The 24,217-nt window shown below is 72.3% G+C and carries 18 protein-coding genes; 2 read left to right on the forward strand and 16 right to left on the reverse strand.

The features are described 5' to 3' along the window. Positions 1-2: 2 nt before the first annotated feature. Genes MTO99_RS06465 through MTO99_RS06480 form a run of 4 tightly spaced genes read right to left on the reverse strand, consistent with a single transcriptional unit; the run spans position 3 to position 4,703 of the window. Positions 3-977 (reverse strand): AAA family ATPase, encoded by a 975-nt coding sequence (locus tag MTO99_RS06465; RefSeq protein ID WP_243558994.1) that lies wholly within the window; start codon positions 975-977, stop codon positions 3-5. 53 nt (positions 978-1,030) lie between these two features. Beyond that, positions 1,031-1,522: a pantetheine-phosphate adenylyltransferase gene (gene coaD / locus MTO99_RS06470; RefSeq protein ID WP_243557961.1), complete on the reverse strand. Its 492-nt coding sequence runs from the start codon at positions 1,520-1,522 to the stop codon at positions 1,031-1,033. Between the two features lie 50 nt (positions 1,523-1,572). Continuing rightward, a complete protein-coding gene (locus tag MTO99_RS06475; RefSeq protein ID WP_243557964.1) occupies positions 1,573-3,858 on the reverse strand; it encodes an ATP-dependent DNA helicase RecG in 2,286 nt (761 codons plus the stop codon). Next, positions 3,855-4,703, reverse strand: coding sequence for a tetratricopeptide repeat protein (locus tag MTO99_RS06480; RefSeq protein ID WP_243557966.1), 849 nt, complete (start codon positions 4,701-4,703; stop codon positions 3,855-3,857). The genes MTO99_RS06475 and MTO99_RS06480 overlap by 4 nt, the downstream gene beginning before the upstream one ends. Before the next feature lie 44 nt (positions 4,704-4,747). Between MTO99_RS06480 and rsmD the strand changes: the two genes are divergently transcribed. Beyond that, positions 4,748-5,326, forward strand: coding sequence for a 16S rRNA (guanine(966)-N(2))-methyltransferase RsmD (gene rsmD / locus MTO99_RS06485; RefSeq protein WP_243557968.1), 579 nt, complete (start codon positions 4,748-4,750; stop codon positions 5,324-5,326). 84 nt (positions 5,327-5,410) lie between these two features. On the opposite strand, the gene thiL is transcribed toward rsmD, so the two are convergent. After that, positions 5,411-6,430 carry a thiamine-phosphate kinase gene (gene thiL / locus MTO99_RS06490; RefSeq protein WP_243557970.1) on the reverse strand — a complete coding sequence of 340 codons (1,020 nt, stop codon included), beginning with the start codon at positions 6,428-6,430 and terminating at the stop codon, positions 5,411-5,413. Between the two features lie 24 nt (positions 6,431-6,454). Here thiL and MTO99_RS06495 point away from each other — a divergent pair, with 24 nt between their 5' ends. Then, the gene (locus MTO99_RS06495; protein WP_243557972.1) at positions 6,455-6,985 is read left to right on the forward strand and encodes a DUF3515 family protein; all 531 of its coding nucleotides are present in this window, start codon (positions 6,455-6,457) and stop codon (positions 6,983-6,985) included. Between the two features lie 12 nt (positions 6,986-6,997). On the opposite strand, the gene MTO99_RS06500 is transcribed toward MTO99_RS06495, so the two are convergent. The 11 genes from MTO99_RS06500 to MTO99_RS06550 all read right to left on the reverse strand — a co-directional run bounded on the left by MTO99_RS06500 (position 6,998) and on the right by MTO99_RS06550 (position 24,188). Beyond that, complete coding sequence (locus MTO99_RS06500) at positions 6,998-8,089, reverse strand: D-alanine--D-alanine ligase family protein (RefSeq protein ID WP_243557974.1); 1,092 nt, start codon at positions 8,087-8,089, stop codon at positions 6,998-7,000. Continuing rightward, on the reverse strand, positions 7,989-9,128 hold the full coding sequence (locus tag MTO99_RS06505; RefSeq protein ID WP_243557976.1) for an NAD(P)H-dependent glycerol-3-phosphate dehydrogenase: 1,140 nt from the start codon (positions 9,126-9,128) through the stop codon (positions 7,989-7,991). The genes MTO99_RS06500 and MTO99_RS06505 overlap by 101 nt, the downstream gene beginning before the upstream one ends. Then, positions 9,118-9,906, reverse strand: coding sequence for a lysophospholipid acyltransferase family protein (locus tag MTO99_RS06510; protein ID WP_435520805.1), 789 nt, complete (start codon positions 9,904-9,906; stop codon positions 9,118-9,120). Before MTO99_RS06510 ends, MTO99_RS06505 begins: the two co-directional genes overlap by 11 nt. Before the next feature lie 7 nt (positions 9,907-9,913). Beyond that, the gene (murA, locus tag MTO99_RS06515; RefSeq protein WP_435520806.1) at positions 9,914-11,281 is read right to left on the reverse strand and encodes a UDP-N-acetylglucosamine 1-carboxyvinyltransferase; all 1,368 of its coding nucleotides are present in this window, start codon (positions 11,279-11,281) and stop codon (positions 9,914-9,916) included. A 15-nt stretch (positions 11,282-11,296) separates the two neighbouring features. After that, complete coding sequence (gene leuD, locus MTO99_RS06520) at positions 11,297-11,899, reverse strand: 3-isopropylmalate dehydratase small subunit (RefSeq protein WP_243557980.1); 603 nt, start codon at positions 11,897-11,899, stop codon at positions 11,297-11,299. Continuing rightward, positions 11,899-13,380, reverse strand: a complete 1,482-nt coding sequence (gene leuC / locus MTO99_RS06525) for a 3-isopropylmalate dehydratase large subunit (RefSeq protein ID WP_243557982.1) — start codon at positions 13,378-13,380, stop codon at positions 11,899-11,901. Before leuC ends, leuD begins: the two co-directional genes overlap by 1 nt. Positions 13,381-13,525: 145 nt before the next feature. Then, on the reverse strand, positions 13,526-14,203 hold the full coding sequence (locus MTO99_RS06530; RefSeq protein WP_243557984.1) for an FHA domain-containing protein: 678 nt from the start codon (positions 14,201-14,203) through the stop codon (positions 13,526-13,528). A gap of 9 nt (positions 14,204-14,212) precedes the next feature. Further along, positions 14,213-16,513: a transglutaminase TgpA family protein gene (locus MTO99_RS06535; protein WP_243557986.1), complete on the reverse strand. Its 2,301-nt coding sequence runs from the start codon at positions 16,511-16,513 to the stop codon at positions 14,213-14,215. After that, positions 16,510-17,811, reverse strand: a complete 1,302-nt coding sequence (locus tag MTO99_RS06540; protein ID WP_243557989.1) for a DUF58 domain-containing protein — start codon at positions 17,809-17,811, stop codon at positions 16,510-16,512. The genes MTO99_RS06535 and MTO99_RS06540 overlap by 4 nt, the downstream gene beginning before the upstream one ends. Further along, complete coding sequence (locus MTO99_RS06545) at positions 17,808-18,776, reverse strand: AAA family ATPase (RefSeq protein ID WP_243557991.1); 969 nt, start codon at positions 18,774-18,776, stop codon at positions 17,808-17,810. Before MTO99_RS06545 ends, MTO99_RS06540 begins: the two co-directional genes overlap by 4 nt. A gap of 45 nt (positions 18,777-18,821) precedes the next feature. Next, complete coding sequence (locus tag MTO99_RS06550; protein ID WP_243557992.1) at positions 18,822-24,188, reverse strand: Ig-like domain-containing protein; 5,367 nt, start codon at positions 24,186-24,188, stop codon at positions 18,822-18,824. Between the last annotated feature and the right edge of the window lie 29 nt (positions 24,189-24,217).

Here is a 24,217-nt window from a genome sequence, read left to right on the forward strand (position 1 = left end):
GTTCAGTCCTTCCGGGTACTGCCCACCGGCACCGGGGTGTCCGCGACGACACGCCGGACGATCGCGTCGGTGAGCGGACCGGAGTCGTGGTCGTGGCCGCCCACCGCGCGGCTGGTGGGGATCAGCCGGTGCCCGAGCACGGGCACCGCGAGCGCGTCGATGTCGTCGGGCAGCACGAAGTCGCGGCCGTGCATCGCGGCGTGCGCCTTCGCGGCGCGCACGAGCTGCAGCGTGGCGCGCGGGCTCGCGCCGAGCCGCAACTGCCGGTCGTCGCGGGTGGCCCGCGCGAGCCCGACCGCGTACTCCTTCACGGCGGGCGAGGTGTAGACGTGCTGCACGGCGACGATCATGTCGCCGAACTCCTCGAGACCGACCACCGCGCCGATGTGGTCGAGCGGGCTCGACGTCTCGCGTGTGGCGAGCATCGACAGCTCGTCGCCGGCCGACGGATACCCCATCGAGATGCGGGCCATGAAGCGGTCGCGCTGCGCCTCGGGCAGCGGGTAGGTGCCCTCCATCTCGACGGGGTTCTGCGTGGCGACGACCGTGAACGGATTCGCGAGCCGGTAGGTGGTGCCGTCGGCGGTGACCTGGCGCTCCTCCATGCACTCGAGCAGCGCCGACTGGGTCTTCGGGCTGGCCCGGTTGATCTCGTCGCCGATGACGAGGTTCGCGAACACCGGGCCCGGCTTGAACTCGAACCGCCGGGTGGCCTGATCGAACACCGACACGCCCGTCACGTCGCTCGGCAGCAGGTCGGGCGTGAACTGGATGCGGCTCACCGTGCAGTCGACCGATCGGGCGAGCGCCTTGGCGAGCATGGTCTTGCCCACGCCGGGCACGTCCTCGATGAGCAGGTGCCCCTCGGCGAGCATGACGGTCAGCGCCGCCGTGATCGCGTCGCGCTTGCCGCTGATGACGGCCTCGACGTTCTGCACGATTCGCGCGGCGTGCGCGCCGACGTCGTCGATCGGCATGACGGGCCGTTCGTCGGCCTCGACGACTCCCCCGGCTGACGGCGCCGCGTCGGTCATGGCAGTCTCGCCCCGGCCAGGTACTCGGCGACCGCGCCGGGCACGTACGGCGTCACGTCGCCGCCGAGCGACGCGACCTGACGCACCAGCGAGCTCGACACCAGCGCGTGCGCCGGGTCGGGCAGGAGGAACACCGTCTCGACGCCGGCGAGGTGCCGGTTGACGATCGCCATCGGCGTCTCGTAGGCCACGTCCACCTGCGACCGGATGCCTTTGACCAGCACCGAGGCGCCGACGTCGCTGCAGTAGTCGACGAGCAGCCCCATGCTCCAGGATGCGACGACGATGCGCCCCGGGATGCCGGCGTCGGAGACCGCCTGCTCGATGAGCGCGACCCGCTGGGCGATCGGCAGCAGGGCGTTCTTGTCGGGGTTGTGCACCACCACGACGTGCAGTTCGTCGTAGAGCGAGGCCGCACGTTCGATCACGTCGAGGTGGCCCAGGGTGACTGGGTCGAACGAGCCCGGGACGACGGCGATCCGCTGCATGCGTCAACTGTAATGCCCGAGCGCCCCGCCGGAAGGGGTGCCTCGAACTCTCAGCCCTTGTTCAGGAATCCGCCGGTCTCGTCGTCGAGCCGGCGCCGCACGGCGGCCGCGAGCGCGGGGTGCCCGGCAAGCGTCGGGTCGGCCGAGACGACCTCGCGGGCCGCCTCGCGGGCGTCGGCGATCAGGTCGCCGTCGCGCACCACGCGCAGCAGCTTCAGCGAGCTGCGCCCGCCCGACTGGCTCGACCCGAGCACGTCGCCCTCCTGACGCAGTTCGAGATCGACCCGCGCGAGCTCGAAGCCGTCGAGGGTCGCCGCGACCGCCTCGACGCGCTGCAGCGCGACCGACCCCGGCATGGCCCGCGTGACGAGCAGGCACAGCCCCGGCACCGACCCGCGACCCACCCGCCCGCGCAGCTGGTGCAGCTGCGAGACGCCGAACCGGTCGGCGTCGAGCACCACCATGGCGCTCGCGTTCGGCACGTCGACGCCCACCTCGATGACGGTCGTGGCCACGAGCACGTCGATGTCGCCGGCGGCGAAGGCGCGCATCACCGCGTCCTTCTCGTCGGCCGCCATGCGGCCGTGGAGGGGTTCGACCCGGAGGTCGGCGAAGCGCGGGTGGGCGCGCAGCTCGGCCAGGACGGCCGACACGGATGCCTCGGGCCCGGCGTCGGCCGGGGCATCCGCCTCTCCGGGCGCGGCACCCGCACGCGTCCCCGCGAGCGCCGCACCGGCCGCATCGCGGCCGGGCTCCAGCGCCCCGCCGGGCTCCAGCGTCCCGCCCGGCTCCAGCGTCTCGCCGGGCTCGCCGGCGGAGGCGTCGATCGCCGGACAGACGACGAAGCCCTGCCGCCCGAGTTCGACCTCTTCGGCCAGCCGCTCCCACACCCGCGAGCGCCAACCCGGCTTCAGCGCGAGCGGCACGACGTGGCTCTCGATGCCGGCTCGGCCCGCGGGCAGCTCTCGGATGGTCGACACGTCGAGGTCGCCGAACACGGTCATCGCGACCGTGCGCGGGATCGGGGTGGCGGTGAGCACGAGCACGTGCGGCGGATGCCCGCCCTTCAGCCGCAGCGCCTCGCGCTGGTCGACCCCGAACCGGTGCTGCTCGTCGACGACGACGAGTCCGAGGTCGGCGAACGACACCGCGTCGCCGATCAGCGCGTGGGTGCCGACGACGATGCGCGACTGCCCGGCGGCGGCGCGCAGCAGGGCTCGGCGGCGCTCGGCCGCGGGCAGCTGCCCGGTGATCAGCGTGGGGACGAGTTCGGCCGAGAGCTCGGGGCCGAGGACCTTCGCGATCGATCGCAGATGCTGGGCGGCGAGCACCTCGGTCGGGGCCAGCAGCGCCGACTGCCCGCCCGAGTCGGCGACCGCGAGCATCGCACGCAACGCGACGAGCGTTTTGCCGGAGCCGACCTCGCCCTGCACGAGCCGGTTCATCGGCACGGGTTCGGCGAGGTCGTGCGCGATCTCGTCGCCCACGTCGGACTGATCGCCGGTCAGCGGGAACGGCAGGGCGGCGTCGAACCTCGCCAGGAACCCGCGCTCGGCCGGCCGGCGCGCGGTGGTCTCGCGGGTGCGCAGTTCGGCCCGCCGCTGGAGCAGGGCGGTCTGCAGCACGTACGCCTCGGTGAAGCGCAGGGTGCGTCTGGCCGCCTTCCAGTCGGCCTCGCGTTCGGGCCGGTGGATGCGCCGGAGCGCGTCGCCGTGCGCGAGCAGCGACCGTGCCGCCCGCACGTCGGCGGGAATCGGGTCGTCGACGGGGCCGAGCCCCTCGAACACGAGCGCGATGGTCTTCGCCAGCTGCCAGCTGGCGATCGTCGCGGTGGCCGGATAGATGGGGATCGGCGCCTCGGCCCACCGCTTCGCCTCGGCCGACGCGGCGTCGACGACCTCGTCGAAGAGTTCGTAGTCGGGGTGCGCGAGCTGGCGCACGCCCTTGTAGGCGCCGACCTTGCCGGCGAACACGCCCTGCCGGCCCGGCCGCAGCTCGTTCGCGCGCCACTTCTGGTTGAAGAACGTGAGGGTGAGGATGCCGGTGCCGTCGGAGATCTTCGCCTCGACGATCGACCCTTTGCGCTGACGCATCGACCGCTCGCTCACCTCGAGCACCTCGGCGACGATGGTGACGTTCTCGTCGAGCGGCAGCGACTCGAGGGCGGTGAGCTCGCCGCGCATCGCGTACCGCCGCGGGTAGTGGGCGAGCAGCTCGCCGACGGTGCGGTACCCGAACGCGCGCTCGATCGACTGCGCGGTGCGGCCCCCCAGCACACCCGTGAGGCGCGTGTCGAGCGTGAGCGCACCGACGGGTGTCGGGGCTTCGGCGGTCATGCCTCGATGGTAGGCCCGGCCTCCGTCACGCCGGACGGCCCGGCGGGCACGGCCGCGTCGTCGAGCTGCGCGAGCGCGTCGAGTTCGGCGCGGACCCACGGGTCGTCGGGTCGGACCTGCACCAGCGCCCGCTGCACCGCGAGCGCCTCCTCCGTGCGCCCGAGCGTGCGCAGCGCCCGCCCGACCGACCAGCGCGCGACCTGCTGCTGTTCGAGGCTGCCGAAGCGGTCGGCTGCGGCCACCGCGAGCTCGAACTGGGCGAGGCCCGCCTCGGCGTCGCCGCCGTCGTGCAGGGTCCAGCCCAGGTTGTTGTGCAGCGCCACTCCCCAGCGCAGCACGCGCGGGTCGCGCTCGGCCGCGAGCAGCTCGAGCCCCTGCTCGGCCCACTCCTGCTCGTGCCCGGCATCGTGCAGGGCGAGCATGTGCACCGCATCGAGCGCGAGGAACGACGACCCGGCCTGCACGGCTCCGCGCACCGCACGGGTGAGCGCGGTGAGGGCCTCGTCGGCGCGGCCCGCGCCGGCCAGCAGCCGGCCGCGCTCGAGTTCGACGCGGCTGTCGAGCTCGGCCGTCTCGGCGGCGTCGCCCCCGGCGGCGGCGGTGTCGATCGCGTCGAGCGCGTCGAGCGCCTCGGCGGTGCGCCGCTGGACGCCGAGCGCCCGCGCGACCTGCGTCGCCATCACCGCGCGCAGATGCGGCGAGGAATCCTCGTCTGCGGCGGCGGCGCGGAACCGCGCCTCGCTCGCGATCGGATCGTCGAAGTCCCAGAGTCGGTCGATGGCGCGTTGGACGTCTCCCCGGTGACGGGCCGGGTCGGTGTGCACCTGCTCGGTCGTGTCATCCACGCTTCCATCATGTCAGGCTCGCCGCGGGCTATGCTGCCGGGAGCATGACCCGGATCATCTCAGGCTTCGCCGGCTCGCTCGCGCTCCGCGTGCCGCGCTCGGGCACCCGACCGACCAGCGACCGCGTGCGCGAGGCGATCTTCTCCGCGCTCGAGTCGCGCGACCTGGTCGACGGCGCCCGCGTGCTCGACCTGTACGCGGGTTCGGGCGCGCTCGGGCTCGAGGCGGCCAGTCGCGGCGCGGCCGAGGTCGTGCTCGTGGAGCGGTCGAAGCCCGCCGCAGACGTCTGCCGCGCCAACGCGGACGCGGTGCGCCGGGCGGCGCCCCGCAGCGGCACGCCCAGGATCCGGGTCGACGCGCGCCCCGTCGCCGCGCACCTCGAACACTCGGATGCCACGGCCGACCTGGTCTTCATCGATCCGCCGTACGACCTCGGCGAGCCCGAACTGGCGCGCGACCTGGCCCTCGTCGTGCCGCGGCTCTCGCCCGACGCGGTCGTCGTCGTCGAGCGCAGCTCGCGCTCCCCCGAGCCGACCTGGCCGGCCGGGCTCGAGCCGGCCCGGCGACGCGACTACGGCGAGACCACGCTGTGGTGGGCCGACGCGGCCCCCGCCGGCCCCTGACCCGTCGGCGCAGACCCGTCGGCGCTGACCCGTCGGCGCAGAGCAGCCGACGCTGACCGGCCGAGGCTGACCCGTCGGCGCGGCTCAGCCGGCCCGGCCGTCCCACCCGGCGTACGGATCCCAGCCGCCGGCGGCCACGTCGACGCCGTCGAGCAGCACCGCGGGCTCGCCCGCGACCGCTCGGCCGATCACGGTGAACGGCTCGGGCGGCACGGTGCCGGACGGGAACGCCGCCAGCAGGCCGTGATCTTCGGCGCCGGCGAGCGCGAGGCGCGGATCGTCGCCCAGGGATGCCGCGTCGAAGTCGATCGCGACGCCGCTGGCCTGCGCGATGCGCAGCGCATCGCGCGCGAGCCCGTCGGACACGTCGAGCATCGCGGTCGCACCGGCGCGCGCGGCGACGACTCCGGCCGCCACCGGCGGTGCCGGCGCGAGCTGGGCTGCGACCTCGACCGGATGCTCCGCGCGCACGCGTGCGGCCGCGGCGGGATCGGGCTCGCCCGCGGCATCCGTCCCGTGATCGAACAGCAGCCGCAGGCCGCGAGCGGCGAGCCCCCGCTCGCCGGCGTGCGCGATCACCTCGCCGGGCCGCGCGCCCGAGCGCAGCACCGGCGCGCGCCCCTCGAGGTCGCCGAACGCGGTGACCGCGATCGTGAGCACCGTCGACGCCGACAGGTCGCCGCCGACGACGCCCGCGCCGGGTGCGAGCCGCGCGAGCCCGTCGCGCAGACCGTCGGCGATGCCCTCGAGCACCTCGACCGGCATCGACGGCGGCGCGGCGATCGCGACGACCAGCGCCGTCGGCCTCGCCCCCATCGCCGCGACGTCGGTGAGGTTCGTGGCCGCCGCCTTCCAGCCGAGATCGTGCGGGGTCGACCAGGCGAGCCGGAAGTCGGGCCCGTGCACCATGAGGTCGGTCGTGACGACGTAACGCCGGTCGGGGGCGGCGAGGACCGCGGCGTCGTCGCCGGGGCCGAGCAGCGCCGCATCGCCCGAGACGAGCCTCGGCAGCACGCGCGCGAGCACCGCCGACTCGCCGAGGGAGGCGATGGTCGCCGAGTCGGGGCCGCGATCGTCGCGCTCGTCGCGCCCAGCCGTCTCCATGCGTTCCACGCTAGCCTGATCCGGATGCCCCGCCCGCTCCAGCCCCGCACCCCGCTCGTCGCACGTACCTCTCGCACGGCCCGCGCGGGCGCACTCGCGCTCGCCCTCGCGGCCGGCGCGGCGCTGCTCACGGGCTGCGCCCGCGCGGTGTCGCTCGAGCCCGCCGACGATGCGGCCGACGTGGCGTGCGCCGACGTCGCGGTGCGCCTGCCCGACGCCGTCGCCGGGCTCGCGGAGCGCGAGACCGATGCGCAGGGCACCGGCGCGTGGGGCGACCCCGCCGCGGTGCTGCTGCGCTGCGGTGTGCCGGCACCCGGCCCCACCGAGCTCGAATGCGTCTCGTACGACGGCGTCGACTGGATCATCGACCCCGCGGATGCCCCGAACTACCGTTTCACGACGTACGGGCGCACGCCCGCGGTCGAGGTGATCGTCGACTCCGAGCAGGTGTCGGGCACCACCGTGATCGCCGACCTGTCGACGGCGGTGTCGGCTGTGCCCGCCGACGGCGCGTGCACATCGCCCGACGACGTCACCGACGCCCTCGACGACTGAGCCGCGCTCGGCTCAGCGCGCGCCGCGCGCCAGCCCGACCTCGATCAGCTCGGTGATCAGCTCGGGGTAGGCGAGCCCCGACCGCAGCCAGCAGGTCGGGAACATCGAGATGGGCGTGAAGCCCGGCATCGTGTTCACCTCGTTGACCACGAACCCCGCATCCGTGAGGAACACGTCGACACGGGCGAGGCCTTCGCCGCCGATCGCCTCGAACGCTCGACGGGCGACCCGCTGCAGTTCGAACAGCTCGTGGTCGCCGAGGTCGGCCGGGCACACCAGCTCGACGCCCGGGGCGTCGAGGTACTTCGCCTCGAAGTCGTAGAACTCGCGGCCGGTGACCACGATCTCGCCCGCGACGCTCACCCGCGGCGCCTCGCCGTCGCGCCCGCCGAGCACCGCGACCTCGAGCTCGCGCCCGACGACGGCCTGCTCGACGAGCACGGCGCGGTCCTCCGCGAACGCCACGTCGAGTGCGGCGTCCAGCTCGGCCCAGTCGGCGACCTTCGTCACCCCGACGGAGCTGCCCGCACGCGACGGCTTCACGAACACCGGCAGCCCGAGGGACTGCACCCGGCGGGTCCACAGCTCGGGATCGGCCGCGAGCGCCGCGCGCGTGAGCGTGACCCACGGCGCCACCTCGAGCCCGGCGCCCTCGAGCACGGTCTTCGTGACGTGCTTGTCCATGCCGATCGCCGACGCGAGCACGCCGTTGCCGATGTACGGCAGTCCGACCAGCTCGAGCAGGCCCTGCACGGTGCCGTCCTCGCCGAACCGGCCGTGCAGGATCGGGAACACCACGTCGACGTCGCCGAGCGAACGTTCGCCCGAGGCATCCGTCACGCGAAGCTCGCGCGAGGCCGCGCTGACGGGCCAGCTGACGCGGGTGCCGTTGTCGACCACCTCGGGCAGTCGCGCGGGGTCCAGCGCGAACCGTCCGGGATCGTCCTGCTCGAGCACGAACGCCCCGTCGCGCGTGATGCCGACGGGGACGACCTCGTACCGGCTACGGTCGATCGCCCCGAGCACTCCGCCCGCCGTCGCGCAGCTGATCGAATGCTCGCTTGAGCGCCCGCCGAACAGCAGAACCACCCTGCGCCTGGTCATCGAGAGTCCTTTCGCCCTGGGGCTCGTCATCGGTCGTGAGATGGGGTGCGATGTCCTTCGGGTCCATCGTCCCGGCGAGGACCTGCCTCACCTGCTCGACGATGGGCATCTCGACGCCCTTCGCCTTCGCGAGCTCGAGGATCGGCCCCACGCTCGCGAGCCCCTCGGTGGTCTGCTGCATCTGCTTCACCACGTCGGCCAGCCGGTACCCGCGACCGAGCAGCCGCCCGGCGGTGTTGTTGCGGCTGAGCGGCGACTGGCTGGTCGCGATCAGGTCGCCGAGGCCCGCGAGGCCCGCGAGGGTGTCGCGCTGCGCGCCGTACGCGACGGCGAAGTCGGTCATCTCGACGAGACCGCGCGTGATGATCGACGCCTTCGTGTTCTCGCCGTAGCCGACGCCGTCGACGATGCCGATGGCGACGGCGATCAGGTTCTTCAGCACGCCGCCGAACTCGGTGCCGATCACGTCGGTGTTCACGAAGCTGCGGAAGTAGCGGTTGCGCGCGACGGAGGCCACGGCCTGCGCGGTTTCGAGGCTGTCGGATGCCACGACCGCCGCCGTGGGCTGCTCCTTCGCGATCTCGAGCGCGAGGTTCGGTCCGCTGACCACCGCGACCTTCGCGGTATCGATGGGCAGCACCTCGGCGATCACCTCGCTCATGCGCAGCCCCGTGGACTTCTCGACGCCCTTCATGAGCGACACGATGGTGGCGTCGGCGTGCAGGTGCGGGGCGGCGAGCTTCAGGTTGTCGCGCAGCGACTGGCTCGGCACGGACACGTACACCTGCTCGGCGCCGGCGAGCGCGAGGTCGAGCCGGCTCGTCGCGCGCAGGTTCACCGGCAGGTTCACGCCCGGGAGGTAGTCGCTGTTGCGCTTGGCCTCCTGGATCTCGCGGGCGAGCTCGGGGCGGCGTGCCCACACGACCACGTCGGCGCCCCCGTCGGCCAGGATCTTCGCGAACGTCGTGCCCCAGCTGCCGGCGCCGAGGACGGCGACGCGCTTGCCCGGGCCGCGGCGCGGGGCGGGTCTATTCCTCAAGGCGGCCGGTCTCCTTCTGGCCGTGCTGGAGCGGATCCCATCGCTCGGCGGGCGCCGGCTCGTCGCGGATCTCCGCGAGGAGTGCGGTGATCGCGTCCATCAGCTCGGCAGTCGCAGCGGTCAGCGTCGCCTGATCGAGCGGCCGGCCCCGGTAGGCCGAGAGATCGAGCGGTTCGCCGATGATGACGTCGACCGTCTTGCGCGGGAACAGGCTGATCTTCTTGCCGTAGCGCGGCATGATCGCCTGGGTGCCCCAGTGGGCCGCCGGGATGAGCGGGATGTCCTGCTCGAGTGCGATCCGCACCGCACCCGTCTTGCCGCGCATCGGCCACAGGTCGGGGTCGCGGGTGAGCGATCCCTCGGGGTAGACGATGACCATCCGGCCCTTCTCGACCAGCTCTTCGGCGGCGCGGATCGCCTGGTGGCCCTTCGACCCGTGCCGCTCCACGGGGATCTGCCCCGACGTGCGCAGCAGCCATCCGACCACCGGCACCGTGAACAGCGACGCCTTCGCGAGGAACCGCGGCAGGCGACCGAGCTTCCAGCTCGCGACGCCCATGACGAGCGGGTCGATCTCGCTGTAGTGGTTCGGCGACAGCACGAACGCCCCCTGCAACGGCAGCCTGCCGTGGAAGCGGTACTTCACGCCGAGGTTCCAGATCGGCAGGACCAGGGCGGCGAGCAGCCAGAAGAACGAGGGGCGACGGGTCTCGCGGGGCTCGCGCGTCTGCTGATGCCCGCTCACGGGCGCCCCGGACGACGGGTCGGGATGTGGCACTCCCCCATTATGCGACGAGCTCGAAGTCCGCCCCGAGCAGTTCGAGCTTGCCGATGAAGTTCTCGTACCCGCGGGCGATGATGCCGACGTTCGACACCGTCGAACGGCCCTCGGCCGTCAGCGCCGCGATCAGGTGGCTGAACCCGCCGCGCAGGTCGGGCACCTCGATGTCGGCGCCGACCAGGGGGCTCGGGCCCGAGATGACCGCCGAGTGCTGGAAGTTCCGCTGCCCGAACCGGCACGGCCGGCCGCCGAGGCACTCCTTGTGCACCTCGATGGACGCCCCCATCTCGACGAGCGCGTCGACGAAACCGAATCGCTGCTCGTAGACCGTCTCGTGCACGATCGACACGCCCTTGGCCTTCGTGAGCGCGATGACCAGCGGCTGCTGCCAGTCGGTCATGAAGCCCGGGTGCACATCGGTCTCGATGATCACCGGCTTCAGCTCACCGCCCGGGTGGTAGAAGCGGATGCCGTCCTCTTCGATCTCGAAGGCGCCGCCCACCTTGCGGAAGATGTTGAGGAACGTGAGCATCTCGGCCTGGCGCGCACCGCCGATGAAGATGTCGCCCTCGGTCGCGAGCGCCGCCGCCGCCCAGCTCGCGGCCTCGTTGCGGTCGAACAGCGCGCGGTGCGTGTAGCCGCGGAGCCGGTCGACGCCCTCGATGCGGATGACCCGGTCGGTCTCGACCGTGATGATCGCGCCCATCTTCTGCAGGATGTTGACGAGATCCATGATCTCGGGCTCGATCGCCGCCCCGCTGAGCTCGGTGATGCCGTCAGCGAGCACCGCGGTGAGCAACACCTGCTCGGTCGCGCCCACGCTGGGGTACGGCAGGGACACCTTCGCACCGTGCAGGCCGTTCGGCGCGGTCATGCGGATGCCGCTCGGAAGCTTCTCGACGACGGCGCCGAAGTTGCGCAGCACCTCGAGGTGGTAGTCGATGGGCCGGTCGCCGATGCGGCAGCCGCCGAGATCGGGGATGAACGCCTCGCCGAGCCGGTGCAGCAGCGGCCCGCAGAACAGGATCGGGATGCGGCTCGAGCCGGCGTGGGCGTCGATGTCGGCCATGTGCGCCTGCGCGACGCCCGACGGGTCGAGCACGAGCTCATCGGGCGCACCCTTGGTCACGGTCACGCCGTGCACCTCGAGCAGGCCCCGGACGATGCGCACATCGCTGATGTCGGGCACGTCCTTCAGCACGCTCGGCGTGTCGCCGAGGATCGCGGCGACCATCGCCTTGGTGACGAGGTTCTTCGCGCCCTTCAGCTCGATGCGCCCCCGCAACGGCTTGCCGCCGTTGATCGTGATGCGATCCGCGGGAAGTCCCACTGCTGATCCGTGCTGCTTCGCGTCGTCCACGAGTGTGTTCACTCAGTTCCCTGCTTCCTACGACTCCCGGATGGGGAGGGTCTTCGGCCGCCACGCCTCTCGATGTGCTTCGAATTCGGTGATGGCGGCTTCGTCTCGGAGGGTGAGTCCGATGTCGTCGAGGCCCTCCAGCAGTCGCCACCGAGTGTAGTCGTCGATGTCGAACGGGACCTGGAGGTCACCCGCGGTCACCGTCCGTGCAACGAGATCGACGGTGACCGGCATTCCCGGGTCGGCCTCGACGACCTCCCAGATGCGCTCGATGTCCTCGTAGGCCACCTGCGCGGCCAGCAGCCCCTGTTTGCCCGAGTTGCCGCGGAAGATGTCGCCGAAGCGGGAGCTGATGACGACCTGGAAGCCGTAGTCGCGCAACGCCCAGACCGCGTGCTCGCGGCTCGACCCGGTGCCGAAGTCGGGGCCGGCGATGAGCACCCGCGCACCGGCGTACGCCGGATCGTTGAGGATGAACTCGGGGTCCTGGCGCCACCCGTGGAACAGCGCGTCGTCGAAGCCGGTCTTCGTGACCCGCTTCAGGAACACGGCGGGGATGATCTGGTCGGTGTCGACGTTCGAGCGGCGCAGCGGCACCGCGACGCCCGTGACGGTGGTGATCTTCTCCATCAGGCCCGCACCCCCTCGACCTCGCGAGCGACGGGGGTCGCGGCGTCCGCGCCCTCCTGCTCGAGATCCCACGGACTCGACAGCGTGCCGCGGATCGCGGTGGCCGCGGCGACCAGCGGCGACACCAGGTGGGTGCGGCCGCCCTTGCCCTGCCGCCCCTCGAAGTTGCGGTTCGACGTCGAGGCGCACCGCTCGCCCGGGGCGAGCTGGTCGGGGTTCATCCCCAGACACATCGAGCAGCCGGCGAACCGCCACTCGGCGCCGAACTCGGTGAACACCTTGTCGAGGCCCTCGGCCTCGGCCTCCAGGCGCACCCGCGCCGAACCGGGCACGACCATGACCCGCACCCCGTCGGCCTTCCGGCGGCCCTTGATGATCGAGGCGAAGGCCCTCAGGTCTTCGATGCGGCTGTTCGTGCACGAGCCCATGAACACCGCATCCACCCGGATGTCCTTCAGCGGGGTGCCGGGCTCGAGGGCCATGTACTCGAGTGCGCGCTCGGCGGCGGCGCGTTCGTGCTGGTCGGCGATCGCCGCCGGGTCGGGCACCGCGTCGCTGAGCGACACGCCCTGGCCGGGGTTCGTGCCCCACGTGACGAACGGTTCGAGCGTGTCGGCGTCGATGAACACCTCGGCGTCGAAGGTCGCGCCCTCGTCGGTGCGCAGCGTGCGCCAGTACTCGACGGCCGCGTCCCAGTCCTCGCCCTCGGGAGCGTGCGGACGGCCCTGCAGGTACGCGAAGGTCGTGTCATCCGGTGCGACCATGCCGGCCCGGGCGCCCGCCTCGATCGACATGTTGCAGATCGTCATGCGGCCGTCCATCGACAGCGCGCGGATCGCCGAGCCGCGGTACTCGAGCACGTAGCCCTGACCGCCGCCGGTGCCGATCTTGGCGATCACCGCCAGGATGATGTCCTTCGCGGTGACACCGGGGCGCAGCGTGCCCTCGACGTTGATCGCCATGGTCTTGAACGGCTTCAGCGGCAGCGTCTGCGTGGCGAGCACGTGCTCGACCTCGCTCGTGCCGATGCCGAACGCCATCGCCCCGAAGGCGCCGTGGGTGGAGGTGTGCGAGTCGCCGCACACCACCGTGATGCCGGGCTGGGTGAGGCCCAGCTGGGGGCCGACGACGTGGACGATGCCCTGTTCCTTGTCGCCGAGCGAGTGGATGCGGATGCCGAACTCGGCGGCGTTGCGGCGCAGCGTCTCGATCTGCGTGCGGCTCGTGAGGTCGGCGATCGGCTTGTCGATGTCGAGCGTCGGCGTGTTGTGGTCTTCGGTCGCGATCGTGAGATCGGGGCGGCGCACGGGGCGACCGGCCATGCGCAGGCCGTCGAAGGCCTGCGGGCTGGTGACCTCGTGCACCAGGTGCAGGTCGATGTAGATCAGGTCGGGTTCGCCATGCTCACCCTGCTTGACCAGGTGGGCTTGCCACACCTTCTCGGCCAGGGTGCGCGGATGCGTCGTCGCGCTGTCGTTCATGCGGGGGTCTCCTCGGTTCTGACTGGATTCAAGCCGTCGACGGACTCCGCGGCGGGGATGGCCTAGGACGAGGCCCCGCCGCGGCACCGAAGGAGAAGTCGCTGCGCACGCACCCCTTCAGGGTACACGGTCGCGGCGCCGTGCCTCACCGCGTGACGCCCTGCGGGCCCTCGACGGCCAGCACGAACCGGCCGAGCACCAGCACCGCGCCCGCCGCGACCCGCGCGCTGGCGCCCGACGGGAGTTCGACCGAAGTGCCGTCGGCACCGCGCACGGTGACCCCGTTCGTGGAGTTCGCGTCGGTCACGAGGAGGGCGTCGCCGTCGGGCACGACCACCGCGTGCACCTTGGAGACGGTGCGCTCGGGGTCGTGCAACGGCACCGCGACCCCGCCGGGCCCGGCATCGGCCGCGGACGGCGCTCGACCGAGCACCACTCGCCCGCCGACCTGGATCTCGCCGCCGACGGACGTGCGCAGCCGCCAGACGACCGTCTGCGCCGGCGGTGCGGGCGGCGCAGACGGCGCACCCGGAGCCGCAGGCTGGGCGGCGACCGGCGCGGGCGCCGGTGCCGGCGGCGGCGCGGCCGGCGCGGGCGGCTGGGCGGGCATCGCGATCGGCGGCAGCGGCAGCGCCGCCGGGACCGCCCCGCGCGGCAGCACCGGACCGGACGCGGGAACCACGATCGGCGAACGCGACACCGACGCGTTCAGCGCCTGCAGTCGCGTCGTGGGCTCGTGCGCCCGCTCGTCGGCGCGCGCCGACTCGGGCTCTGGCTCGGGCAGCAACCCGGGCGGCGGAACGATGAACTCGGGCTCGGCCACATCTCCACCTTACGAGCGAGGCCGCCGTCGCCGGAACCGGTACCGCGCCACGAACCGCCGCGCGCGTCCGGCGGTCGCGCCGATCGCGGCGGCGACCGCGTCGGCCTCGGTCCACCGCTGCGCGGCCGTCGTGTCGCTCACCTCGCGACCGTCGAACACGTCGCGATCGACCGTGGCGGCCAGCTCGAGCAGGTTCACCCGCCGGCCGTCGACCTCGGGCGCGAGGCCCTGCTCGCCGAACTGACGCTCCAGCACCGCGGCCGTCTGCAGCCTGGAGGCGCGCTCGGGCGGTTCGAGTCCCAGCTCGGCGCTGCGGTCGAGCAGTTCGTCCCAGGCGCCCGCGGCGCTGCGCGCGTTCGGTGCACCGCGCCGCCGCGCGCGACGCGCCCGCTTGCGCAGCGCGACGACGAGCATCGGCAGGAACACGATCGCGAGCGGAACCATCACCGACCCGGTGGCGACCCACACCCAGCCCGGGATCTGGAACGGGTGATCCCGGTCCTCGTCGTCCGTCTCGTCGATCTCGACCGTCGTCAGCAGGTCGTCTTCGGGACGCTCGGCTCGCGGAGGCTGCCGGACCTGGGGCTGCGGCTCGCTCTTCGGCTTCGGCGTCTGCTCCTGCGGGACGTCCATCTGATCGGGAGTGGGGTGGAAGCTGATCCAGCCGACGCCCTCGAACGGCACCTCGACCCAGGCCGTGACGTCCGCGCCGAGCACCTCGACGGAGTCCTGGCCCTGCTCCACCTCGGGCGCGAAGCCCATGACGACGCGCGCGGGGTAGCCGAGATGACGGGCCATCAGCGCCATCGCGGACGCGTACTGCTCTTCGTCGCCGATCATCTCGGACCGGGTGAAGAGCTCGGCCATGCGGTCGGCGCCGTGCCCGGCGCGGGAGGCGATGGCGTCGGACGCGAGCCCGTGGCTCAGGAACCCGTTCGTCTTCAGCGCGGACTCCAGGTTGCGGAGCTGCTCGATCGCGCTCGTCGCATCGCCCGCGAACTCCTCGGCCTTGGCCGCGACCACGTCGGGCACGTTCTGCACCGAGCCCTCGTCGATGCGGGCGACGGGCACGTCGATGAGCTGCGAGGTGTCGGGCTCGCGCTGCACCCGGGACTGCACCTCGTACCGTGCCCCCTCGGCGATGCCGCTCGTGAGCACGGCGGTGCCCGCCTCGGGGTTGTAGCGCACGTCGCCCGCCCGCTCGCTCGTGCCCGCGTCGAGCAGTTCGAGTCGGTCGCCGTAGCCCACCGTGGGCATCCAGACGTCGTGGTACGCCGCCACGTCGACGGTCACGTCGCGCTCGCTGCCGAGGTCGGCCAGCGCAGGAGCCGGCAGGGTCTCGCCCACGATCGCGTAGCCGCCGTCGGCCACGGATGCCTCGGGGCCGGCGACGTTCCACAGTCGGCCCGTGTAGGCGTCCATCGTGGCCAGACGCAGCACGTCGCCCGGCTCGAGGCCGGAGACGGTGAACAGCGGCTCCTCGGCGAGGTCTTTCGTGTACTGCCGGAACCCGGCCAGCGGGCTCGCGAACTCGCGGGCGTCGAACGGCGGCACGATCTCGTCGCGCAGGACGAAACGGTCGGTGGACACGGGCGCCCAGGCGAGCCCGGCGACCGCGCCGATCACCACGGCACCGCCGACGACGGTCGCCGATCCGGCGAGCCGTCGGCCGGCGCCGCGACCGCGGCTCTCGCCCTCGGCCTCGAGCACGGAGCCGCGGCGCCACGCGAGCCAGACGAGGGCGATCGCGGCGAACGCGACGCCGCGGACCGCAGCCAGGAACGGCTCGTCGGTGCCGAGCAGGATGCCCGAGAGGTAGAGCACGATCGGCCCGATCAGCAGCACCGCCGCCCGCAGCACGGTGCGCCGCCGGGGCAGCCAGCGCAGGACGAGCAGTGCGCCGACGAGCGTGACGAGCCAGGTCGCCGCGTACGGCACGGCGGCGACGTAGTACGGCGCTTCGACGGGGGTTCCGATCGTGACGATGTCGGCCCAGCCGTACACCGCACCGATCGCGAGCCCCGCGAGCGAGGTGAGGCTCGGCAGCACGACGCCGATGCCCTGGTCGGGCATGGCGAACGGCGTGCCGAGCACGAAGTAGGCGGCCAGTCCGAGCAGGACCGTCGGCAGCACGGGCAGGCGCAGCAGGCTGCCGGCCACCGCGGCCCCCGTGCCGACGAGGATGCCGCCGACCGCCGCGAGCAGGAAGTTGAGATCGCCGAAGCTCGTCTCGAAGCCCGCGACCGCGACCAGGCACAGCACCGACAGCACCGCGAGGTCGACGATGCTCTGCTGCGGGATGCGCCTCATGGCCGCACCTTCCGAACGACCGCGGGCAGCTCGCCGAGCTCGCCGATCGTCGCGACGGGGCTCGAGCCGACCTTCGTGATGCGGGAGTCGGCGCCGGCGTGCGCACGGAACGCGATGAGCTGCACGTCGGTCGCGAGCGAGGTCTCCACCGCGCGCAGCTCGGCCAGGGGAAGCCGGGAGCCGACCACGGCGATCACGACGCTCGCGGACGGCATGCGCCGCGAGGCATCCCGCGCGAACTCGCGCAGCGCCTTGGTCGAGGCGGCCGCTTCGATCCGGCTGGAATCGTCCAGCACGCTCGTGACGGTCGCGGTGCGCACGACGAGCGTCTCGGTCTGCGCGGCGATCTCGGTGCCGTCGCGCACGATCTGCACGCCGAGGGACGCGAAGATCGACACCGCGAGCTCGAACTCGGTCTCGTCGGCGAACTGGGCCGGATCGGTGGCGAGCAGCAGCAGCAGCTGCGACCGCCGGGTCTCCTCGTACTGGCGCACCATGAGCTGCCCCGTGCGGGCCGAGCTTCGCCAGTGCACGTTGCGCAGCGGATCGCCCGGCTCGTACTGGCGCAGTGCGTGGAAGGAGATGTCGTGGTCGGTGATCTTCGCCGTGACCTCGCCCTCGAGGTCGCGCACCAGCCCCGCAGCCGAGGGCTTCAGGCGAGCGGTGCGCGGATGCACGAACAGCTCGACCGGCTCGTTCCACCGCACCGTGCGGCGCAGCAGGCCGAGCTCGTCGCCGCGCACCGAGACCGCGGGGCCCGCCACGATCACCGCGCGTCGCTGGGTGGGCACCGCGAACAGCTCGTCGTGCTGGGCCGACGGTGCGAGCGGCGGGATGCGGAACTCCGCCAGACCCGCGCCGACCGGCAGTTCCATGCGGGTGCCGACCGAGGGCGAGGTGCCGTCGTTCACCACGACCAGGCGCCCGAGGGCGCGCTCCCCGGCGACCACCCGACGCGGCTGGAGCTCGACCTCGACGCGGTAGCGCACACGACCGAAGACGAACGGCACCGCGAGCAGCACCGCGCCCGCGAGCGTCGCCGCCACGAACGCGAACTCGACCCAGCCGAACCAGAGCGCGATCGCACCCGCGCCGACCGCGGCCGCCAGCACGAGCCATCCGATCGTGGAGACCACGCTCGTGACGGGCTCGACCGCCGCCGCGACCCACGCCCGCCCACGCCCGATCGCCGCACCGGCGTTGCGCGCCGTGCGCGCCGCGGAGCGGGTGATCGTCCGGATCGCGAAGCCGCCCTGCGAGGGCCGGCGACGCGCTCCGGTGCGGGCGGCCGTCGTCATGCCGCGCGGTAGGCCGGCGGCGCGACCTCGGCGAGGGCTCGCTCGACGATGTCGCGGTCGGTGGTGCCGGTGAACTCGGCCTCGGGATCGACGATGATGCGGTGCGCGAGCACCGGAACCGCGAGCGCCCGCACGTCGTCGGGGGTGACGTACGTGCGCCCCTGCGAGATCGCCCACGTCTTCACGGCCCGGGCGAGCGCGAGGGCGCCGCGCATGCTCACGCCGAGCGCCGCGTCGGGGTGCGTGCGCGTCGCGGTGACGAGCTCGTTCAGGTACGAGAGCACGGCGGCGTCGACGTAGACATCGGACGCGAGGCGTGCCATCGACACGATCGAACCGGGCGCGATGATCGGCGAGACCCCGGTCGCGCGGGCGCGGTTCGCCGAGTCGAGCAGCAGCGTGACCGCCGTGTCGTGGTCGGGGTATCCGAGCGAGGTCTTGATCAGGAAGCGGTCGAGCTGCGCCTCCGGGAGCGAGTACGTGCCCGCCTGCTCGACGGGGTTCTGCGTCGCGATGACCATGAACGGCGGCTCGACCTCGTAGCCGACGCCGTCGACGGTGACCCGGCCCTCCTCCATGACCTCGAGCAGCGCCGACTGAGTCTTCGGGCTGGCTCGGTTGATCTCGTCGGCGAGCACGATCGAGGCGAAGATCGGGCCCCGGTGGAACTCGAACCGGCCCTTGCCCTGGTCGTAGATCGTCACGCCCGTGACATCGGACGGGAGCAGGTCGGGGGTGAACTGGATCCGCGAGTGCGTGCCGTCGAGCGTGTTGGCGAGCGCCTTCGCGAGCACCGTCTTGCCGGTGCCCGGGAAGTCCTCGAGCAGCACATGCCCGTCGGACAGGAACGCCGTGAGCACGAGCGCGATCACCTCGCGCTTGCCGAGGATCGCCTGATCGATGTTGTCGACGAGACGCCCGAAGGCGTCGCGGAACCACGTCGCCTGTTCCTGGGTCACTGCCATGATCTGTTCCTCACTTCGTTCGGTCGGATGCGTCGACCGGATGTCTCACCAGCTGTTGTACGGGAGGGCGTTCCACTGGTCGCCGCTGATCGCGCCGAGGGTCTTCGAGGTGCCGCCGGAGACGTTCTCGAACCTCACCGCGATCTCCTCGCGCCGGATGCCGAGGTGGTTCGACAGCTCGAGCCGGCCGGACGCCTCGATGGTGACCTGCTGCTGGTAGCTGCAGCACGATGAACCGCCGGCCAGTGCGTACACCTTGTAGGTGCCGGGATCCATGTCGCTCCACGTGATGCGCACGTTCGCGCACCCGCTGCCACCGCTGTCGCAGTTCTTGCTCGCGCCCTTGCCGATGTGGCCGGAGGGCTGCGGCGGCGGTTCGGCCTCGAGCGTGATGCTCGCGGAGATGTCGGGACCGGACTTGCCGCCGCCGTTGCGGGCGTACACCGTCACGGTGTGCTTGCCCGTTCCGACGCTGGGCCACGAGGCCGTCGTGGTGCTCACCCACTTGCAGGATCCGCCGTCGATGCACGCCCGGTACTCGAGACCGCCGCCGCCAGCCTCGGTCGGGGCGGCCCAGTCGGCCTTCACCGTCGTCGGGGCGTAGGTGCCGGACTTGCTGAGCGACAGCGACCGGGGAGCCCAGGGCGTGCCCCACGGCGTGACCGACGCCGAGGCCGCCGAGACCGGGCTCTCGCCCTTCGCGTTGATCGCCTGCACCTGGAACGTGTAGGCCTTGCCGTTGGTCAGCGGGATCGTCTGGTTCTTACCTGCGGCGCTGGCGTCGAAGGTCTTCGAGCCGCCGCCCGTCCAGGTGAGCACGTAGTCGGTGATGGCGGAGTTGTTGTTCGCGGGCGCGCTCCACTTCACGGTCGCGCTGCCATCGCCCGCCACCGCGGTCGGGGCGCCGGGCCGGTCGGGCACGTCGCGCACGACGACCTCGACGCGGCCCTGCACCTGCCGGTTCGGGTCCTTCGTGCCGTCCTCGACCTTGTAGATGATGCTGAGCGTGCCGGTGAACGCCGACCCCGTCGTCACGGTGATGTTCGTCGCGGTGTACGAGACCCGGGCGTTGGAGCCCACGCTGGCCTGGTCGATCTCGGCGCCGATGATCTTCAGCGGCACGTCGTCCTGGGCGAACGGGTTGAAGTCGTTGGCGAGCACGTCGATCGTCTTACTCTTGCCGCGCAGGATCTCGATCTCGCCCGTGGACGGATCCTTGTTGGCCCTCGCCTCGGGCCGGCTCGAGGAGACCACCTTCACGTCGATGTAGCCGGGCACGGTGAACTCGTTGAAGGTGAGGTCGAAGGTGAGGCGGGTCAAGGTGTTGGGCTGCACCCCGAGCGGGGCGGACACCTGCAGGGTCGCGCCGTCGACGATCTTCGCCTGGATGTCGGCGGTCGTGCCCTTGAGGTTGCCGTAGGCGACCTTCTCGATGTTGTCGGGGTTCGGCTGGTCGGTCGAGGCGCGCAGGTCGATCTCGATCGCCGTCTCGCCGGCCTCGATCGTCTCGGCGCGCGGGGTGAAGGTCGGGGCGACGTCGTTGAAGTCGGGGTCGCCGACCGTGATGGGCAGCGTCAGGATCGCCTTGCGCCCGACCGGATCATCGGGGCCGTTGCCGTCGGTGACCTCGAACGTGAGGGTCGCGGGGCCGCGGTAGTCCTTCGCGGGCTCGAACAGCAGCTCGGTCGCGCTCACGAACGGATCGGTGCGCGCGTTCGACGCATTCGCCGAGAGCACGGTCGCGGGCTGGCCCGAGGGCACCTCGACGAGGTCGTCGACGGTCCACGACTCGCTGCCGTTCATCGGCACGATGATCTCGGGGAGGTCCTTCAGGTGCGGCACCGGGAACTTCGCCCGTTCCTCCGCCTGGAGCTCTTCCTGCGTCTTGGGCTTCTGCGTCTCGGGCGCGACCTCGTCCTCGTCGTCCTCGCCGGGCACCGGCGGCACGATCACGAACGCCATCGCCGACAGGTCGTCGAGTTCGTTCGTCAGCCGGAATGCGACCGCGTAGCGGCGGCTGCCGGGCTTCACGGTGATGGTGCCGTTCGGCTCGACCTCGGCACGACCGGCGTTCGGCCCTTCGACGGTCACGGCGAGGTCTTCGACGAGCCCGCCCGGGTTCGTCGCATCCTTCAGCGGATCGACCGTGACCGACTCGCCCGAGACGACCTGCGCGGGTTCGATCACCTGGTCTTCGGCGGTCGGCGGCTGGATCACCGCCTGCTCGCTCACCACGACCTGCAGGAACGCCGCGTCCACGCCGCCGTGCCCGTTCGAGATCTCGTACCGGATCGTGTACGCGCCCTCCTGGTCGGGCGCGGTGATCACGACGCGACGGCGGTCGCGGATCTCGGCCTCGATGCCCTCGTCGACCTCGGGGAGGTCGGCCACGTGCAGCGGATAGCCGTTCGGATCCGTGTCGTTCAGCAGCACCTCGGCGCCGACGGTGCGGCCGGGCTTCATCTCGATGAGGTCGTCGACCGCGGTCGGCGGCAGCTGCACCGGCGGCCGCGGCACGACGCCGATGCGGATCGTGCCGGTCGCGGTCGCCCCGAGTGCGTCCTCGAGCTCGTACGTGAACACGTCGGTGCCGCTCGCACCGTCGAACGCCTCGTAGGTGAACGACGTGCTCGTGCGATCGAGGATGCGGCCGAGCGTCGGTGCGACGCCCATCTGACGCAGGCTCACCGAGTCGCCGTCGGGGTCGATGCCGTCGAGGGGCACGTCGATCTTCACCGCCGAACCCGCGAACGTGCGAGACGTCTGCGGTGTGGGCACCGGCGGCCGGTTCTCGCCCTCGCGCGCGATGACGGTGATGGTCAGCGTGGCCCGGGAGATCTGCTCGGCGTCGTCGCCGATGGTGTAGACCACCGTGCGCACACCGGCCGCCTCGGGCGCCTGGAACCGCACCTGGTCGCCGTCGGCGAACGCGAGCCCGTCGGCCGCACCCGTCTGGTCGATGTCGGGCAGCAGGCTGAACTCGGCCGCGTCGGGATGGTAGTCGTTGGCCAGGACGGGCACCGACACGATGTCACCCGCGCGCACGATCGCGGTGTCGTCGACGGCCACCGGCGGCTGGTGCTTCACGAGCGGGGGAACCGGCACGACCGTCACCGTCGCGGTGGCGGTGTTCAGCCCGTCGGAGATCGTGTACTCGAATTGCAACTGCGTGTCGATCGCCTCGGAGGCGCTCACCCGCACGACCGTGTTCGTGATGAGCTCGACCGAGACGAGGCCGTCGGTCGCGCTGGCGTCGACCGACTGCACCGCGAGCACGGCACCCGAGGGCGACACGTCGTTCACGAGCACCGGCACGGTGACCGGCTCGTCGGCACGCAGGTACGCGGTGTCCTTCACGGCGATGGGGGGCGAGGCCTCGGCCGGCGGTTCGACGACCTGCACGCGCACGAGCCCCTGCCCGACGTTCGCGCCGGCTCCGAGGTCGTAGAGGAAGATGTACTCCCCCGCCTTCACGCTCGAGAAGGTGATCGTGCCGCGTTCGGCGTTCACGCTGAGCTGGGCGCCGGCGGGCGTCTCCTGGACGCCGATCAGGGTGAGCGGGGCACCCGACGGGGTGAGGTCGTTGGCGAGCGGATCGATGACGATCGCTTCGCCCGCGAACGTGCGTTCGAAGTCGGGCGTGCCGACGGGGTTCAGCGAACCGGTCGGCTTGACCTCGACCGTGAACGTGCCGGTCGCCGAGGTCACCCCGTCGGAGACCGTGTAGGCCACCTCTTTCGTGCCGAGCTCGGCCGACTTGTGCTCGAAGGTGATGAAGCCGTCGGGGCTCGTGCGCACGCTGTCGCCGCTGCGCGGCGACGCGTCGACGAGATAGATGTCGTCGCCGTCGGGGTCGCGCCAGTCGGCGAGCAGGTTGTACGAGATCTGCTGCCCCTGCTCGAGACTCACCGCCCCGTTGCGCAGCGCCGCGGGGGCCGAGTTCTCGCTGAGCGGGACGATGCGCAGGTCGACGGATGCCTCGGCCACGCCGCCGCGGCCGTCGTCCACCGAGTACCGGAACGACGTGGTGCCCGCCGCGCCGTCGGCGGGGGTGAACTGCAGGGCGCGCCCGCCGTCGATGACATCGAGGACGCCCGCCGACTCGGAGGCGCCGTTCACGGCGGCGATCGTGAGCACGTCGCCGTCGGGATCGGTGTCGTTCGCGAGCACCTCGACGACCGTCGCCCGACCGGGGCGGACCCCGATGTCGTCGTCGCGCGCCGTCGGTGGACGGTTCTGCTCGGTGCGCTCGGCGAGCGTGTCCTCGAAGGTCTGCACCGAGCTCTTCTCGTCGCCCTCGAGCTCGTCGGTCTCTTCGGGAGGGGTCACTTCCTCCCAGTTGTCAACGAGCCGCAGGTCGGAATCGACCAGCCACGCGTCGCCGTTCGCCAGATTGTTGAGCACGACGACGTCGCGATTGACCCGGAACTCGAGCCGCCCGCCGGCGGTCGACTGCTCGAGGTCGACCCCGTGCGGTTCGTCGCCCGCGCAGACCGCCAGGTACCGGCCGGCGTCGGCCCAGGCCGCGTGGGCGCAGCTGCCCACGCGCACCGGGGCGGCGATGCCGGACGCCGTGTCGGCCGGAGTCGCCTCGCTCGGGTATTCGCGCGGTTCGCCGCCGCTGAGCGGGACGTCGAGCAGCGCGTCGGCGGTCGCGACGAGCACCGAATCGGCTTCGGGACCGGACTGCTGCAGCCGCAGCACCCCCTCGGGCAGGTCGATGGTGCGTTCGTCGACGAGCACACGGTGCGACTCGAGATCGAGCACGACGGGTTTCTCGCCGACCGCGGCGAGCTGATGCTGCTCGAGTTCGCCGGTCTTCACCGTCTTCGAGGGCGTGTCCGCGCCGCGCTCGAAGGCGAGCAGATCCTCTTCGTCGGGGCGGGTCACGAAGACCGTGCCCTCGGAGCTCACCGCCACCTCGGCCCCGTCGCCGGCCTCGATCAGCGGGTCGGTGCCGCGCCAGTCGAACGACAGATCGCCGTCGGCCGGCACCGCCCACAGCTCACCGGTCGGGGCGAGCACCGCGAGCACGTCGCCGCCATACGCGATCGTCGAAGCGGGGGGCACGTCCACGCGCTGGACGAGCGTGGTGAACGACGGGTCGACCCGTTCGATCGAACCGCCGGCCGGGTCGTACAGGAACACGTCGTCGCCGTGCTGGAACACGTCGACCTCGCTCGAGGTCGTCGCCACCGAGGCATCCAGCTCTTCGATCTGGCGGTTCAGCCGACCCGCGAGCAGCTCTTCGGCGTTGGTCACCCACACGTCGCGCACGCGCAGATCGGGGTCGGTCACGGGGAACCCCTCGTGCAGCACCGCGATGCCGATCGGCACGCCGGCGAGCACCGCGATGGCGGCCGCGGACGCGATCGACTTGCGGCTCCGCAAGCGCGATCCGAACGTGGGCATGGGGGCTCCAGGAGGGGTCGTGCGTGCAG

Origin of the sequence: Agromyces larvae (assembly GCF_022811705.1) — a bacterium.
Lineage (GTDB): Bacteria > Actinomycetota > Actinomycetes > Actinomycetales > Microbacteriaceae > Agromyces > Agromyces larvae.